The 16,100-nt window shown below is 65.1% G+C and carries 13 protein-coding genes; 4 read left to right on the top strand and 9 right to left on the bottom strand.

All coding sequences use genetic code 11. The annotated features are described in order from the left end of the window. Positions 1 to 244: 244 nt before the first annotated feature. From QFZ69_RS10145 to QFZ69_RS10165, 5 genes are all read right to left on the bottom strand, one after another. Positions 245 to 3,820 carry a hypothetical protein gene (locus QFZ69_RS10145; protein ID WP_306917808.1) on the bottom strand — a complete coding sequence of 1,192 codons (3,576 nt, stop codon included), beginning with the start codon at positions 3,818 to 3,820 and terminating at the stop codon, positions 245 to 247. Positions 3,821 to 3,838: 18 nt separating this feature from the next. Then, on the bottom strand, positions 3,839 to 4,618 hold the full coding sequence (locus QFZ69_RS10150; protein ID WP_306917810.1) for a DUF4157 domain-containing protein: 780 nt from the start codon (positions 4,616 to 4,618) through the stop codon (positions 3,839 to 3,841). Between the two features lie 139 nt (positions 4,619 to 4,757). After that, the gene (locus QFZ69_RS10155; RefSeq protein WP_306917812.1) at positions 4,758 to 6,842 is read right to left on the bottom strand and encodes an ATP-binding protein; all 2,085 of its coding nucleotides are present in this window, start codon (positions 6,840 to 6,842) and stop codon (positions 4,758 to 4,760) included. Between the two features lie 19 nt (positions 6,843 to 6,861). Continuing rightward, positions 6,862 to 7,518: a DUF4255 domain-containing protein gene (locus tag QFZ69_RS10160; RefSeq protein WP_306917814.1), complete on the bottom strand. Its 657-nt coding sequence runs from the start codon at positions 7,516 to 7,518 to the stop codon at positions 6,862 to 6,864. Between the two features lie 66 nt (positions 7,519 to 7,584). Then, positions 7,585 to 8,208, bottom strand: coding sequence for a response regulator transcription factor (locus QFZ69_RS10165; RefSeq protein ID WP_306917816.1), 624 nt, complete (start codon positions 8,206 to 8,208; stop codon positions 7,585 to 7,587). A 267-nt stretch (positions 8,209 to 8,475) separates the two neighbouring features. Between QFZ69_RS10165 and QFZ69_RS10170 the strand changes: the two genes are divergently transcribed. From QFZ69_RS10170 to QFZ69_RS10180, 3 genes are all read left to right on the top strand, one after another. Continuing rightward, on the top strand, positions 8,476 to 9,294 hold the full coding sequence (locus QFZ69_RS10170) for a hypothetical protein (RefSeq protein WP_306917818.1): 819 nt from the start codon (positions 8,476 to 8,478) through the stop codon (positions 9,292 to 9,294). A 9-nt stretch (positions 9,295 to 9,303) separates the two neighbouring features. Next, positions 9,304 to 9,621, top strand: coding sequence for a PAAR domain-containing protein (locus QFZ69_RS10175; RefSeq protein ID WP_306917820.1), 318 nt, complete (start codon positions 9,304 to 9,306; stop codon positions 9,619 to 9,621). Positions 9,622 to 10,896: 1,275 nt separating this feature from the next. Continuing rightward, entirely contained in the window at positions 10,897 to 11,517 is a 621-nt protein-coding gene (locus QFZ69_RS10180) for an L-threonylcarbamoyladenylate synthase (protein ID WP_306917822.1), read from the top strand. A gap of 14 nt (positions 11,518 to 11,531) precedes the next feature. On the opposite strand, the gene QFZ69_RS10185 is transcribed toward QFZ69_RS10180, so the two are convergent. From QFZ69_RS10185 to QFZ69_RS10200, 4 genes are all read right to left on the bottom strand, one after another. Next, positions 11,532 to 11,837, bottom strand: coding sequence for a hypothetical protein (locus QFZ69_RS10185; protein WP_306917824.1), 306 nt, complete (start codon positions 11,835 to 11,837; stop codon positions 11,532 to 11,534). A gap of 209 nt (positions 11,838 to 12,046) precedes the next feature. After that, a complete protein-coding gene (locus QFZ69_RS10190; RefSeq protein ID WP_306917826.1) occupies positions 12,047 to 12,436 on the bottom strand; it encodes a CBS domain-containing protein in 390 nt (129 codons plus the stop codon). Positions 12,437 to 12,471: 35 nt separating this feature from the next. Next, positions 12,472 to 12,822, bottom strand: coding sequence for a P-II family nitrogen regulator (locus tag QFZ69_RS10195; RefSeq protein ID WP_306917828.1), 351 nt, complete (start codon positions 12,820 to 12,822; stop codon positions 12,472 to 12,474). Continuing rightward, positions 12,819 to 14,237 carry a DUF1538 domain-containing protein gene (locus QFZ69_RS10200; protein ID WP_306917829.1) on the bottom strand — a complete coding sequence of 473 codons (1,419 nt, stop codon included), beginning with the start codon at positions 14,235 to 14,237 and terminating at the stop codon, positions 12,819 to 12,821. The genes QFZ69_RS10195 and QFZ69_RS10200 overlap by 4 nt, the downstream gene beginning before the upstream one ends. A gap of 562 nt (positions 14,238 to 14,799) precedes the next feature. Between QFZ69_RS10200 and QFZ69_RS10205 the strand changes: the two genes are divergently transcribed. Beyond that, positions 14,800 to 16,038, top strand: coding sequence for a TerC family protein (locus QFZ69_RS10205; protein ID WP_306917831.1), 1,239 nt, complete (start codon positions 14,800 to 14,802; stop codon positions 16,036 to 16,038). Positions 16,039 to 16,100: the final 62 nt, after the last annotated feature.

The raw sequence follows: 16,100 nt of genomic DNA on the forward strand, positions 1-16,100 counted from the left end.
GGACCCTTCAAAGCGAGCCCGACGAAAGCAGCCACTGCTGTGCCTACGCCCTCGATGGGACGAGTGCCCGCTTCAACCTCTTTTACGTACACACCTGGGGAAAGATAGCTTGGCATTGTGTCTCCTCGTTGAACCCAAAACGTGGTTCAAGGGTCCCGCGGGGAGGAGTGGGCGTCACGGCTATCTGGATCCGCTGACGGGAAAGGTGGGGTGCACGAAGGGGCAGCTGTACCAAAGGGCAGGCCTAGATGATCCCCCGTTTGGACGCGAGTGCGAGGATCTCCGCCTTCTGCGCCGCGGCTGCCGACTGGATCCTGCCCTGGTCAGGCGCCGGCGGCTCGTCCTCATCGTCGACCTTTCGCACGTCCTTGAACATGCGATAGTCGCCGGCCACGGCAGCCACCGACCGGCCGAGGGCATTCGCGGACAGAATGTCCCAGGATTGATTGATGTCGGCGATTTGCTCGGGCGTGTTCTTGATCCCCCGGCCTCCTTCGGGCAGGTTGTTCCTGAGGACCGCGAGCATCTGCAGGTCGCCTGCACCATGGTCCTTGATCCTGCTGGCGGTCTTGTAGGTCAGGACAGTTGTCATCTTGTTGTATTCGGAGTCGGTGATGCCTTTCTTTCCCAGCATCATGAAGAACTTGGTCACAAGGTACCGGGGGATGACGTGTTCGGACCAGGTCTTCCTCAGCCGCCCCTTGCCTGGCCTGGGATCGGGCTGGGAGCTGTGGAGGGCGACATTGCCCAGCTGCGCCGGTGCCCTCTCCTGGTTGAACTCCTTCGCCACCAGCACCACGATGCGGCCGATGATGAGCGTGGCTTCGAGCGGCATGTCCTTGGCCAGTTGGTCGACCACCGGCTTCGATGCATTCGCCGGCAGGCTTGCGATCCTGGTCTGAAAACTCTTGACGAGATTGCCGTATTTGACGATCAGTTCCTTGATGTCGGGTTGGCGTAACGCGCTCACTAGTTTGCGCTCGGAAGCGACCCACAGTTGTTCGGGCCGGCCCTTCTCGGTGAAGACACTGTGTTTTTCGCCGGCGGCAGTGAAATTCTTCTTGAAGACAATGGCCAAAAGCTTCTTCTTCATCTTCTCCACAAATTCGCCGGCTTTGGCGCCGGTCTCGCTGGCAAGCTTCTTCCCCTTTTCGACCTTGCCTTTGATCCACTTCTTGCCGGCCTCGACCTTCCCTTTGATCCACTTCTTGCCGGCCTCGACCTTCCCTTTGACCCACGCTTTGCCCTGCTGGAGTTTCTTCTTTCCGTATTCCTTTGCCTGCTTCACTTTCGCTTTCGCCTTTGCGACCCCGGCGCGGACCTTCTTACCGAGCTTGGAATTGGCGATTTTCTTCAGGATGCCCTTGCCGAACTTCACGGCCTTGCCCACCACCCAGTCGACGACTGCGTTGACCGGCTTCTTCACAGTCTCGAGAATTTTCTGGATCTTGCCCGAAATCCCGCCCAGTCCCAGGAGGGAGGCCAGGAAACCGATGATGACAGGAAGCATCTTTGCGAGCGTCTTCTCGATGTACCCCGCAACGGCGCCCACGCCGCCCGCCGCTATCGACTCCACCGAATCGAGGATCGAGTCGACGAATGCCTTGATCTGGTCTGCCTTCTCCACAAAGAACATGACGACGTCGTAGATCATCTTGCAGGCCTTCACAAAGGCCGACGCCGGGTTCAGCAGGGAGATCAGCCAGACAATTCCGGCCTTGACGATCTCAATCGAGACCATCTCCTTGATCTTCCCCATGATCATTTCCTTGATGTCGCCGACTTTTTCCAGCACCCACTTCCACAGGCCGCCAATCCCTTCGGTGACCAGGATCCTGATCACCTCGAAGCCTTTCTCCAGCTTGCCCATCACCGGCTCGCCGATCTTGGCAACGATCCGCGCCCGGATGTGCGCCCACGTCATCCCGAAGATGGACATCAGAAGCTGGACAATGCCCTTGAGGTCGAATTTCCCGGGCAGTTCGAGGCCGCCTTCGGCCAGGGCACCCAGGAGCCATCCCTGCAGGCCCTTCTTGAGGTGTTCAACAATGTTTTGTCCAAACTGGACGATTCCGCCTTTGACGGCGTTGACGAAGTTGCCCAGGAAGCCGATGGGGTCCTTGATGATCTTTCCGACGGCGCTGGCTGCCCGGGCAAGGACAGTCAGCAGCATGTCCTTGAGCTGCAGGACGGTCTTGATTGCCCCACCTACGGCGTCCTTCGCCTCATCCCACAGGCCCTTGTTTTCATCCTGCATCGCCGTGATCTCCGCATCAACGGCCGTCTTGGATTCGACGTACTTCGCTGCGAGGTCCTCAACCAGGGCGTCCTTCTTCGCGTCGACGTCGCTTTCCAGTTGGGCGAACTGGTCGGCAAACTGCGACGCCGCCGCCTGCGCGACCTTTTGCAGGTTCTTTGGCTTGGAGTCCACGTAGGCCTTGATGTCGGTACGGCCCTTCGCGATCCTGTCCTTGGCCTCGGTGAGCTTGATGCCGATGGTGTCGGCCACACGGCCGATGAGGGCGGCCATATCGCTTTCATATTTCAGCCGGGCGGCGACGTACTCCTGGTCCGCCTCCTTGGGCAGGTTGAAGATCTTGTCCTTGGCCCAGAGCAGGCCACCCTCCAACCCCGAGTAGCGCCGGTTCTTGTAGTCGGCCATTCGCTTTTTCACGTCGGCGGTGAAGGCGGCACGGACAATCTTTTCGCCTTCCGAGAACTGCTGGTTGACGGCCCCGTCAAGACTTCCCAAAATGGCGGTGACGTCGTTTTTCGTTGCGTCGAAGATCGCCTTAACCTCGCCTGCCACTTTGGCGCGTTCTGTCTCGTCGTTGGCCTTCGCGGCACCCTTGCCGGCGGCGGCTTTGCCGAGCGCGCCCTTCTTGGCTGAGAGCATGCCCGCAAGCCCGGAGGCGCCTGCGCCCTGAGCCGCCTGTTTGGCCTGACCGAGCTGGGCGGCTTCCTTTTCCCTGAAGGCCGCAGGTGCTGACCCTGAATGCTCTTCACCTTGCTTCTTTGCGGCCAGGGCCCCGACGAATGCCGGCTCATTGGAGTTGGCCAACTGCTGTTCGGAGACGTCCGCCTCGGCCATCGCCGCCTCGGTATCACGCTTGCCGCCGCTGAGGTCGGTCTGGGCGGGCGGGGCCGGAGCCGGCATGGCCGCTGCAGCATCGACTCGGGCAGAGGCAGGTTGTGGCTCAGGGGCCAGCGGCGTCACGGGCTTGTCCACGGCCTTCGACTGGTCCGGCGCTGCCGCTGTTTTGTCCGCAATGTCCTTCGCGGAGGCCGCCTTTCCGTCGGTGACCTTGCCGGCCACCTGGTTCTTGACCGACTCCGCTTTCCCCGAGTTGCCGAATTCCTCCGCCTCTTCGAGGGTCTTGGGGGCCTGGGCCGCGATTGCCGCTTTCACTGCGGCAATGAAACCGGCCTTGTCGAAGCCGGCAGGTTTAGCCCCGGCCATCGTTGCGGCCTGGGCTTCCTTGGCCTGAGCTTCCTTGTCCCCCGCAGGGGGCACCGCCGCATTCTTGACCTTTTCGACTTCGGCCCGGGGCGACGGATGCCCACGCAGTGCCCTGCCCTGCGAAGCGACCTTCGTGGTGACGGCAAGAAAGCGCGGATCGCTGCTGGGTGCCAGGCCTGTGGGCTTGGCCGGGCCAGGGCTCTCGGCCAGCCGTTGAACGTAAGCCGCAACGGCGGCGTTACCGGCGCTGCGCTGCATCACCTGGAGCATGGCCGGCGACCCACGTGCCTGGCGCGCGGCGGCGGGCCCGGCGCGTTGCGCCGGGACCTTCCCCGGTCCGCCCTGAAAGGTCGTCGCCATGGACCGCTCCCGCCGGGATCAGCCCGGCTCTTCCTCTTCCGCCTCGTCCCGCTGCACGGCCTGCCCGTCGACGAAGGTCCCCTGGGCAGTTTCTTCCTGTTCCTCCTCCTCGCGTTGGACAGCGGCGCCCGCAACAAAACTCCCCTGCGCAGTGTCCTCGTCAGCATCGCGCTGGACGACGGCGGACCCCGCCTCGATCCGCTGCGCCACCGCCGGAGCGGCGGGCCCGGACATGGCCCGCTCCGCCGTCGCGGCTGCCTCGCGTTCGAAACGGTCGGAGGGATCGCTGACCCGAACGCCGGTGCCTGTCGCTGTCCCGTCCACCGGGCCGCTCCGCTGCTGGACCACATGCGTGAGTTCGTGGGCGAGCATCGTCCGGCCGCCGTCCGAGCCGGGTTCGTATTTGTCCCGCTGGAACACGATATTGGAGCCGACCGTGTAGGCGTGGGCGTTCACGGAGGACGCAGAATTGTGCGCCGCTTCCCCGGTATGCACGCGGACGTCGGAGAAGCTGTGGCCCAGGCGGCCTTCCATGTCGGCGCGCACCGGCTCCTCCAGCGGCTGACCGCCTCCGGAAGAGACGACGTCGAGCACCGGGGACCGCTCCTCTTCCGCCAGCCCGCGGACGCCGCTGTTGCCGACGGCGCGCTGCAGCGCCAGCAGGCCACGGGATCCGACGACGTCGGACCGGCCGGCGGCCGCCGCCCGGTACAGCGTCGCCGGGTCCGTGCTTTCCGTCCGGACCGGTTTGGTCCGCAGGCCGTCGACGTCGGACTGGTCGTGGTCATGACTGTGCATGGCGCACCCCTTTCATCAGAGCTACACCGACGATGCGCCCGGCAGTGACGGCCCACAAGCGCCGCTACGGCGTACGAACGGGCAGCTGCTCCTGCCCGAAGGTGCAGGCGCCACGGCTCAGCCGTGATTCAGCCGCGGCTCAGGTGCCCGATCGGCGCGACGCCGCCAGCATCCCCCAGTAGGGGCCGAATTCGCTCTCCAGCGTCAGCCGTCCCAGCTTGCGGTACTCCCGCTGCACGGCGGTGACGAGGTGCTTCATAGTGACCGTCCCGCCGTCGTCTGCTGCCAGATACGCTGCGGTCACCGCGGCGGAACGGATGGCCCCACCGGCCAGCTCGAAGGCCAGCCCGAGGAAGGCCAGGTCGATCCCTTCTTCCCGTTCTAGGGTCCGCCCGAGGCAGCGGTCCCACAGCACGCGGCGGTGCGCCGCGTCAGGCAGCGGGAAGTCCACGACGACGTCCAGCCGGCGGGTGAAGGCCTCGTCGATGTTCGCGCGCAGGTTCGTCGCCAGGACGGCCAGTCCGTCAAAGGTCTCCATCCGCTGCAACAGGTAGGCGCTTTCAATGTTGGCGTAGCGGTCGTGGGCGTCCTTGACCTCGGAGCGGCGCCCGAAGACGGCGTCTGCTTCGTCGAAGAGCAGAACCCCGTTGACCCCCGCAGCAGCTGTAAAGATCCGCTCCAGGTTCTTTTCCGTCTCCCCCACGTATTTGTCGACGACGGTGGCCAGGTCCACGACGTACAGATCCAGTCCCAGGTCCCGGGCCACGACCTCTGCAGACATCGTCTTGCCGGTCCCCGAATCCCCGGCGAAGAGCGCCGCCACCCCGTGCCCGCGGCCGGCTCCCGGCCGCATGGCCCAGTCGCCGAGGACACGCTCGCGGTGCTTTGCCCGTAACGCCACTTCCTGCAGGGCCAGCAGCACGGCGTCGGGAAGGACCAGGTCATCCCAGCCGACTACCGGTTCCACCCGCCGGGCCAGCCGGTCCAGGGCGGAGCCGTTTTCGGCCCGGGCCCCGGCCCCGAGGTGCGGGGCGGTGAGGCGGCCGTCGGCGGTCAGGGTGGCCTGGACCTGGGCGGAACCGGCAGCGCGGGCAACTTGTTCCGGACGCAGCCGGAAGGCCGAGGTGGCCGCCTCCACGTCCAACCCATTGGGCGATCCCAGGGCGGTCCGCCACAGTGCTGATCGCTCGGCCGATGTACTGACGGGAACATCCACCAGCAGGGGCGTCCGGGTGGTCCATGCCGGATCCCACGCGGCATCGCCGACCAGCAGCACGGGGTGCGGCTCGGCGTGCAGCGCCTCCAGCACGGCCGGCCGGTCCGCCACGGCGGCGAGGGGACCCGCCACCAGTCCTGCGCCGCGCAGCCGCGCTTCCCGCACGGCGAGCTCGACGAGCTGGAGCGGTTCCCGCTCGGCGGCCAGGCGGGTCAGGTCGAGCAGCACCGCTTCATGCCCCGTGGAGCTCAGCGCCCGCGTGGCCAGCGCGCGTCCGGAACCTGTGGCAGGCTCCCTCAGATAGGCCAGCAGGACACCCGCGCCGAGTGCCCGGGCCAGCGGCGCGGCATTTCCCCAGACGACGGCGGGAGGATCGGCCAGGACGGCCTGAAGAGCCAGCTCGGGGGTGTCGTCGCCCAGGAGATGCCCGACGACGCGGTCCGGCACCCTTAACGCCCTTCCCGGCAGCGGGCGGTCCGGATCCTCGACGACCAACAGGCCGCCGGTCAGGAGCGGACCGGACAGCAGACGCGCCCTGCCGTCCGCGGCAGACAGGGGCGTGCCGCAGAGCGCCAGGCCGACGGCGACCGACGGCCGGCGCCGGGTGACGTCGTCGTTCAGGTAGCCGAAGAGCTGTTCGAAGCGCGGATCCAGGTCGGCGGCGAGCGCGACGAGCAGCAGATCGACGTCGAGAGGCGACAGGCCGAAGGTTGATGCCAGCTCCCGGAGCCGGATCCGGTGCCCCTCCTCCTGGGCCGTGTCTGCCAGCTGTTCGCACTGCAGCCGCCGGGGAGAGTTCCCGCCCGGGCCGGCTTCCTGCCACCCCTCCAAGGTTGGGGATGGACCGCGGAGCAGGCGGTCAACGGCCTCATCGCTGAGGTAGAGTCCGCGGAACGGGTCATCAGGCTGCGGGTCCTCGGCGCGGCGCGACGCCACGAGGAGGCGGATGCGCTCCTCCACCACCCCTACGCGGGCCAGGAGGTAGGCGAGACCGGGGTCCGCGGTCATGTTTACCTCCACGGGAGAGTCACCTCGAGGGCCGATGGCGCGGCCCTCGGACCGACGCTGGCGGTGCGCTGTGCTGATGGCGCCCCACGTCGGCGCGACCACCCGCAAGGTCTGCCATGTCCACATGAGTGCCCTGCGACGCCGGGGGGCCGGCCGGGTAGAGGATGCCCGTGTCGACCGGGGCGATGATCACGATGTCGAGAGACGGTTTGAGCTCGCCGCCCAGCGCGGACCACACGTCGGCAAATGCACGGTCCTCGGGCGGCGGAAGCCCTACCGTCAGCGGCACCGCAAGGCCGGTTTCCGCGAGGGGGCCGACCACAAGGTCATCGGGAAGCGCCTCGTACTTGAGGAAGCAGCGCAGCAGTTGGTCCAGCAAACGGTGCTCGTCTTCCGGTCGCTGCGTCCACGCCGTGACAAGGTACGACATCTTGAAATGGCGCGGAGCGGGCCGCCGGGCATGGACGTAGCCGTCGTCTCCGCGCTGTTCGGAAAAGCCCCGCTCCCGGCGCCTCACGTCTTCCCGGATGTCATAGAGGTACAGGTTCACCGTGGGAGCGTTGCGGCGGGCGGCCCAGTCTTTGGTAGGCGCGTCGAAGTCCACTTCCACCTCCGAGCCGCCCAGGGCCTCGTTTCGAACCAGGGTGCGCAAGGCGTCGTCGATCTGCGCTATCACGGCCAATCTCCTTTCCGAGGGGTGGGCCCCTTCCGGGACCCCTTATCGGCCTGTTAGGGCAACCGCCTAGATCAGCCCCTCCCGCAGGGCGTAGGCGACGGCGTGGGAACGGTTACGGAGCTGGAGACGCGTGGTCACGTCATGGACGACGTTTTTCACCGTCCGCTCCGAGTACGCGAGCTGGTGCGCGATCTCGGAAGTGTCCAGCCCGTCCGCCAACAGCCTCAAGACCTCCACTTCCCGGGGTGCCAGGCCCGTGAACATGATTCCGCGCGGACCCAAAACGTGTCGCTGCAGTTTGCCGACCTGGTCCAGCAGACGGCCGAGCAAATCAGGGGGCACGCTGCCTTCACCGGAAGCGGCCGCCATGATGACCGTGACCAGGCGGTCCGGTGTCGCCTCACTGCGCCGGACTAACCCGACGACGCCGGTTTCAACTGCCTTGACCAGGTCGCCGTCGTCGAGATGGCCCGCCACGAGGACGGCGCGGGACAAACCCCGCCGCTGGACTATCCGGAGCAGCGTCAGCGCGTCGTCGTCCACCGAGTCCGTCACGACGACGACCACCCGCGCCTGTTCGGTGTCGGCGGCCCTGACGACGCGGACTTCGGGACGCGCCCGCAGCTCGCTGGCGACACCAGCCTCGGATATCGGGTCACGGGCGTGCACCCGGACGGTTATTGGTTCCACGAATCCTCCCATCGAGAATGCGGGGCGGCTGCCATGGGTGCGGCACGGATCTGCCGTATGCCTGTTCCCCGCTGCGATGAACATAGCGGACGGTGCTCTTCGTGCAGTCAACATAAGCTCAACGGGCAACCGCGATGCCCGCAAGTCCGGCCGGCAGGGGTGCCCTGCCCGTAAGGGTCCCGGTAGCCTCGGAGTACGGACGAGCGCCGGCCGTGGTTGGACGCAGCGCAATTCCGCAAAGGCAGCGCAATTCCGCAAGGAGGAGCCATGAGCACCACTGCAACGCTGGATTCACCCCTCGTCAGCCTTGAGGCCGGTGCCGAAGCGGTCGTCCCGCTCCACATCCGCAACGACGGCGAAATCGTCGAGGAGTACAAGCTCCGGGTAGTGGGGCCGAGTGGTTCCTGGACGGAAGTGGTGCCCGGAATTGTGTCGCTCTTCCCGGGACAGAACACCACCGCGTCCGTGGAGTTCCGGCCGCCGCGGTCCTCCGAGGTCCCGGCCGGCGAGTTCCCATACGCGGTTCAGGTGCTCCCGACCGAGCATCCCGAAGAGGCGGTTGCGCCCGAGGGTGTTCTTCAGCTTCTGCCGTTCCACCAGACAACCGCTGAGCTGATGCCCCGGCAGTCCCGGGGGTGCTTCGGCGCCCAGCATCGCGTAGCCGTGGACAACTACGGTAATGTGCCCATCACAGTCACGCTCGCGGGTTCCGATCCGGGCGATCTGCTGAACATATCCTGCCGGGAGCCGACCCTGACCGTTGGTCCCGGACTCGTTGAATTTGCCCGTGTCCGGGTGCACCCGCGCAGCACGATCTGGCGCGGAATGCCTGCGATGCACTCCTTCGCGGTGGCTGCCAAACCCGTGGACGCACCTCCGGTGGTGCTGGATGGAACCCATTTGCAGGAGCCTGTCCTGCCCCGATGGATCATCAAAGCCGTCCTCATCCTCGTGCTTTTTGTGTTGATCCTGGTGGCCCTTTGGTTTGTGCTGCTCAATCCGCCAGGCGAAACCAGGTCTGCAGGGGTAGCGCGGGACCCCGTAGCCTCAGTCAGCCAGTCGTTCGCTGCTCCGGTGCGGCTGTAGGCGCCCGAGATGCCGACCGGGCCTGCCCTCCGCACCGGAGACACGGCACTGTGCCCGTTGCTCGACGGCCCCAAACCGCATGGCGGCGGGCCCGTCACGCCCGCCGCGGCCGTGGTGACGGTTCTTATCGGAGGGATGCCGGCCGCCGTCGCCAATTCCCTGCCCGGCGGCATCGTCTGCGTTTCGCCTGCACCGAACGGAATCGCCAGCGGCAGCCTTACCGTGATGATCGGCGGTTTTCCCGCCGCGAGGGTGGGCGACCTGAGCCTGCACGGGACACCCATCGCCCCTGGCCCGGGATGCCCCACCGTCATCATCGGCGGATAACCGATTCGTCCGGCACTTCGTCGCGCCGATATTGGCGGCGGATACGAAGCCAGCCCGGCCGTCACTCCCCCCGATGTTCCGACTGCTGACTCAGGGCGACGGGCTGGAGGCGGCCGAAGACGGACATTGCGACGCTGTCGGCGTCTCGGTGACACCCAATGCCTCTGAAGGCCTCGCTCCCAGCGTCGGCGTCGTGCTCGGGGAAGCGCACGCCCCCGCCTGCACTTCGGCGGCGGTCGTGCAGGGAGCGTCCGTCCCACCGGGAACCACCGCAGGACACGTCACACAGGCGGCCGGCGTCCCACCCGGAACCACCGCAGGACACGTCACACACGCGGCCGGCGTCCCAGCCGGAACCACCGCAGGACACGTCACACACGCGGCCGGCGTCCCATCCGGAACCACCGCAGGACACGTCACACACGCGGCCGGCGTCCCACCCGGAACCACCGCAGGACACGTCACACACGGCGCCGGCACCCCACCCGGAACCACCGCAGGACACGTCACACACGGCGCCGGCACCCCACCCGGAACCACCGCAGGACACGTCACACACGGCGCCGGCACCCCACCCGGAACCACCGCAGGACACGTCACACACGGCGCCGGCACCCCACCGGGCCCGGGCGGGGAGCACGTCACGCATGGCGCCGGGGTACCATCCGGCCCGGGCGGCGGACACGTAATACAGGGCGGCGCCGGCGTCGAGCCTGGTACCGCTGTGGGGGACGTGCACGGTGGCGCCGGGGGCTCACTGGTGGGCTTCGTGGGTTCATCAGTGGATGGTTCGGTCGGCTTAGTGGGCGGCGTCTCGGTGGGTGGATCACTCGGTTCAGAAGGCGGCGGCTGGCTCGGCTCAGAAGGAGGAGGCACGGTAGGTTGGCCAGTCGGAGCAATTACCGGGGCCGAGGGAACATCGGACGAAAGCGGCCCGGTAGGGGGTCCGCAGCCCGCAAGGCCCAGCTGGAGCAGGAGGACCAAGCAGATGCAGGCAGTGCCTCTACGACGAGTACCCATATTGCGTCCTGCTCCGCTCGTAAACGGTCAGCCAGCAGAGATTCCTGCGCGCAACGGTGCTGGCCCACTACGCATCCAGCGTGGGGCGAGCATCCGGTTGAAGCACGGGGCGGCGGGGCAGACTTTCGGGCAGACTCCGACGACCGTCATTTTCGAAGCCGGGGACGGACTGGGTCACGGCCCGGCCGGCAGCCAAGCTGAAGGCGCGCTGGCCGGCTAAGGGAGCCCGGCCGCCGTCGGGCGTAAGCTCGTGGGATGGCGAGATACTTGGACGTTCATCCCGAAAACCCGCAGCCGCGCTTAATCAGCCAGGCGGTGGAAATTGTCCGTTCCGGCGGCCTGATCGCCTATCCCACCGACTCCTGCTACGCGCTTGGCGCGCAGCTGGGGAACAAGGACGCTCTGGACCGGATCCGGGCCATCCGGAACCTCGATGACAAGCACCATTTCACGCTGGTCTGCAAGGACTTCGCGCAACTGGGCCAGTTGGTGCAGATCGGCAACGACGTCTTCCGCAGCATCAAGGCCGTCACCCCGGGCAGCTACACGTTCATACTGCCCGCCACGAAAGAAGTCCCACGCCGGCTGCTGCACCCGAAGAAGAAGACCGTGGGCGTGCGCATCCCGGACCACCGCGTGGTGCATGCCCTGCTCGCCGAACTGGGCGAACCGCTGCTCTCCAGCACCCTGCTCCTGCCCGATGAGGAGGACCCGCTCACCCAGGGCTGGGAAATCAAGGAACGACTCGAGCACGTCGTGGATGCAGTGATCGATTCCGGTGACTCCGGGTCCGAGCCGACGACTGTCATTGATTTCTCCAGCGGCGACGCCGAAATCGTCCGGCGCGGAATGGGCGACCCGTCCCGGTTCGAATAAGACCAGCGGGCTTCCTAGGACCGGCCGGGCCGCTCCGCTTCGCGCCGTCGGTTGCGCTGCCAGCGGCGGGTGAGATCGACGGCGGCCAAGAGTCCCGCGAGGGGTGAGAGTACCGCTGCGGCGTATACGAACAGCAGCCAGGTGAGCGTGGTCAGCAGGGTCTGGTTCGTGCTCAGCAGTGACAGACCGCCGAACAGGCCGAGGGTCCAGAACAGGACGACTCCGAACAACACCGCAGCCCCGGGGAAATACTGGTTCGTGACGACCTTTTTTGCCGCCAGGAAGTACTCGTGCGTGACGATGCTTTTCAGAGCTTTCATGGACCCTCCTCTTACCTGGCGGATGGGGGAAGGCCGCCGGGAATATTCCCAGTATGGGGCCCCGCGCAGCCGGATCTACGAAGAACGCGCGCCACGTGATCAAGCTAACTCCAGGGCCTGCACAGCGCAGAATGTCGGCACTTGGGACTGCACTGGAACTGTCGAAATAATATTCGAATAAAGTGAAGACGGGCCGGTGACCTTCCCCGTTATGCCAGGTCGTCCATCAGGCGGGCCAGGATGTCGTTCATAGCGAGCAGGCCGACAAGCTGGTTGCCTTCCACCACCACCAGCCGGCTCAGGTGGTAACGGCTCATCAGCGCCGCCGCCTGTCGCACAGAGAGATCCTCGTTCACTGTGATGGCGGGGATCGTGGCGGCGTCGTACACATTAAGAAGGTCGACGTCACCCTCTTCGGCGACGACGGTTTGCAGGAGTTCCCTGTAGCTGAGCATCCCGTAGGCGTCATGGGCATGCTGCTGCTCCACGACAAGGCTTTTCACGTGACGCTCCTTCATCATGGACAGCGCCTCACGCAAGGTGCTGTAGGGCGAGATCGTGACGACCTCGGGAACCATGACGTCTTTAACAGTGAGCATCCCATCTCCTCCTCGTACAGTGTTCCGTGCCGGCTTCAGGCGCCCTCACGGCGCAGGTGCTCCTCGAACCGGACCACCTGGCGCAGGTCAATCCCGGTCAGGTGCTCGATCGGGATCGCGAACGCAAGGCCCCGAGACTCGGTCCCCTTGACCAGAATCCGGTGCAGTTCCTTCAGGATCGGCGCGGTCAGGTGTTTACCCACTACCAACAGCAGCACGGACTGTGTCCCTTCAAACGTCAGTCCGAAGAAGGTCTTCCTGGCTTCACCCCCGATGCCCTTGCCCGGCAGGATCGTCACCCCCGTGGCCCCCGCCCGCTGGGCATGTTCAATCACCTTGTCTTCAAGCTCATCCGGGGCAATAACCACAATGGCGGTAAACTTCACGACACTTCCTTCCGAAGCCGGGGAAATCTCTCCATCACCATGGCATACACCATGACGGAGATCACAGGGAAGATGGAGGCATAGGCGATCAGTCCGAATCCGTCGATCAGCACGTTTCGTCCCTCCACGGCCGCAGCGAGGCCGATGCCAAGGGCTGTGACCAGCGGTACCGTCACCTCCGACGTCGTGACGCCGCCGAGGTCGAACGCCAGGGCGATGATGTATTTCGGGGCGAAAAACACCAGCACGATCGCGACCGCGTAGGCGGCCATGATGAAGTAGTGGAACGGCCCTCCCACCAGGATGCGGTAAACGCCGAACCCGATCCCCAACGCCACGCCCACAGCGACGATGACCCGGACGGCGAACGCACTGATTTTCCCCGGCGAGGCCTCCTGCGCCTGCTCACCGATGGCCACCAGGGCAGGCTCGGCCATGGTGACCGCAAAGCCAATCAGCAGCGCGAAGAGCAGAATAAGGGCCGGTGCCCCCTGCTCAATCAACTGCTCCGCCATGAGCGTCCCGAGCGGGAACAACCCGAGCTTGAGGCCCGCAACAAAGGCATACAGACCAACCAGGACCATGGTGAAACCGACAACGACCCGCAACGGGTGCGGCAGCCTGCGCCGCAGTGCAACCCATTGGAAGAAGAGGACCACGGCCACGATGGGCAGGACCTCCCGGACCATCTCGGCCAGCCCCAGGATCATGCCGATCACCCAGTCCTCCGGATCCGCCCCCGACTCGCCGGCCGGCGTCGCGCCGGCGTCGCCGAAGGTATAAACCCAGATCCCGTATAGCTGGACGCCGATCAAGGGAACCATCACGCATAGGGCCACAAGACCAAAGCCGTCAGCCAGCAGGCTGCGTCCCCGGATGGAGTTCGCCAGGCCAAGGCCGATGGCAGCAATCAGGGGAACGCTCACGATGTTGGTCGTGACCCCGCCCGAGTCATAGGCAAGGCCAATGATCTCGGCCGGAGCTGCGTAGCTGAGGGTCAACGCCACGACATAACCGGCGATCAACAGTTTGTAGACCGCCCACCCCCGCAGCACCCGCAGGACGCCCAGGACCAGCACGAGCCCCACCGACACGGCGATGACGAAGCGCAGGACCAGGGCGTTGATCCTGCCTTCGCTGACCAGTTGGGCCTGCTGCGCGACGGCGATCACCGCCGGCTCCGCGATGGAGGCGGCGAAACCAATGGCAAACCCAAACGGCAGAAGCAGGCCGAGCGCACCGCGGCGGACGAATTGATTGGCCAGGTTCTTGCCCACCGGAAAAATACTCAAGTCGAGGCCATGCAGGAACAGGGCGATACCGACCGCCACGATCAGCAGTCCCGCCACCAGGCCCAGGAAGTCACCCGGAATTGAGCGGAACACCAACAGCTGGAACAGGACAACTACGGTCACGATGGGCAGGAGGTTCTTGAGCGCCCTACGAAATTCAGCTGCGAATCTGCTGAGGTGCTCCATCGGGTCCTCTCCCGGTTCTACCGTGAGTACCTGGCCTTTTAGTCTGCCGGTCCCGCCAAAACGTGTCTACCGCCGACCAGCTGCGGATGGTTCGGAAGAGTGTCCGCGGGTGTTGCATCACCGCTTGGAGTCACCCTTTCCCATGGTGCACCCCGCTGTAGTCGGTGCCGCCCTGCATCCTGAGCCCTGCGATCCTGAATCCTGTGGCTCTCGGATTCTCTGCTCAACGGCTCGATATCACTGCTGCTTGGACGGCCGCTCACTCGGTACAGTCCCTCGGTGCAGCCAAGGACCTCGGCTTCATGTCCTCAACGAGCTCCAGGCCAGATTGACGTGACCAGATGCCCTGGTGTGTCTGCTATTCCTCGCTGTGAATCAAGTTCGGTGCGGTGTACTCCGGGAGCGGCAACAGGGGTAGCCTTTTCCGCAAGGCGGGAAACGGGTACAACCCCGGTGCACGCTGCATCGTCCTGCCGTGCGTCTACCGGGAGCAGGAGTGATGGACGTTCCTCCACTGATTTGGGTACTGACCATCGCGGGAATCATTGCGCTGCTGGTCTTTGACTTCATCTTCCACGTCCGTCGTGCGCACGTTCCAACACTGAAGGAAGCGGCCATCTGGTCCTCCGTCTATGTAGGCATCGCGCTCTGCTTCGGGGCCGGCATTTTGGTCTTCGGAGGGGCATCACCCGGCGCAGAGTATTTCGCGGGTTTCATCACGGAGAAGGCACTGTCCGTGGACAACCTGTTCGTCTTCCTGGTGATTATGAACAGCTTTCGGGTGCCCCGCGAAGACCAGCAAAAAGTGCTGCTCTTCGGCATAGCGTTCGCGTTGGTTGCACGCACGGTGTTCATCCTCGTCGGGGCTGCGCTGACTAGCACCTTTGCCTGGGTCTTCTACCTCTTCGGACTTATCCTGCTAATCACCGCGGGCAACATGCTTAGACCCGAAGGCACGGAGGAAAAATCCGCGGACAACATCATGATCCGGATAGCCCGGCGGTTGTTTCACACCACGGACTACTACGACCGCGACAAGCTGTTCACGTTGCAGGACGGCAATCGGGCGCTGACACCGATGCTGCTCGTAATGGTCGCCATCGCCGGCACTGACATTCTCTTCGCACTGGACTCGATCCCAGCGATCTTCGGCTTGACCCAGGACGTCTTCATCGTGTTCACGGCGAACGCGTTCGCGCTCCTTGGCCTTCGCCAGCTGTACTTCCTGATCGACGGCCTACTGAACCGTCTCATCTTCCTCTCCTACGGCCTGGCGCTGATTCTGGGATTCATCGGTGTGAAACTCATGCTCCACGCCCTGCACGAAAACAATGTGCCGTTTATCAACGACGGCGATCCGGTGCCGGTAGTCGAGTTCGATACTGGGCTTTCGCTCACGGTCATCATTGCAGTTCTGTCCGTCACTGTCCTCGCTTCCCTGCTCAGTCCTGGTGGAAAGGCTCAAGCGGTCACGTCCGCCGCCCGCCGCGATGCCGCTAACTACCTGAACCCTGATTACACCGCGGATGTTGGCGAACGGAACCGGATCTTCGCGAAGCTGCTCGAGGAAGAACAACAGATCAGCAGTTTCGGACCCAAACACCGTCAACAGGCAAAGCACGAGAAGGAACTGATAGACCTGCTCGCCCGGGCCCACCAACAACATGACGAGAAAAGCCTAAGCAAGGACACGCCCAGGGAGGATCGCTTCGAGGATCCGAAGGAGGGCAGTGGTTGAATCATGCACGATCCGGTAGGGCTGACCAGCTGCGCCCGGGCGCCCGCGGGCTGCCGACACCA

The organism is Arthrobacter sp. V1I7, from assembly GCF_030817015.1.
Lineage (GTDB): Bacteria > Actinomycetota > Actinomycetes > Actinomycetales > Micrococcaceae > Arthrobacter.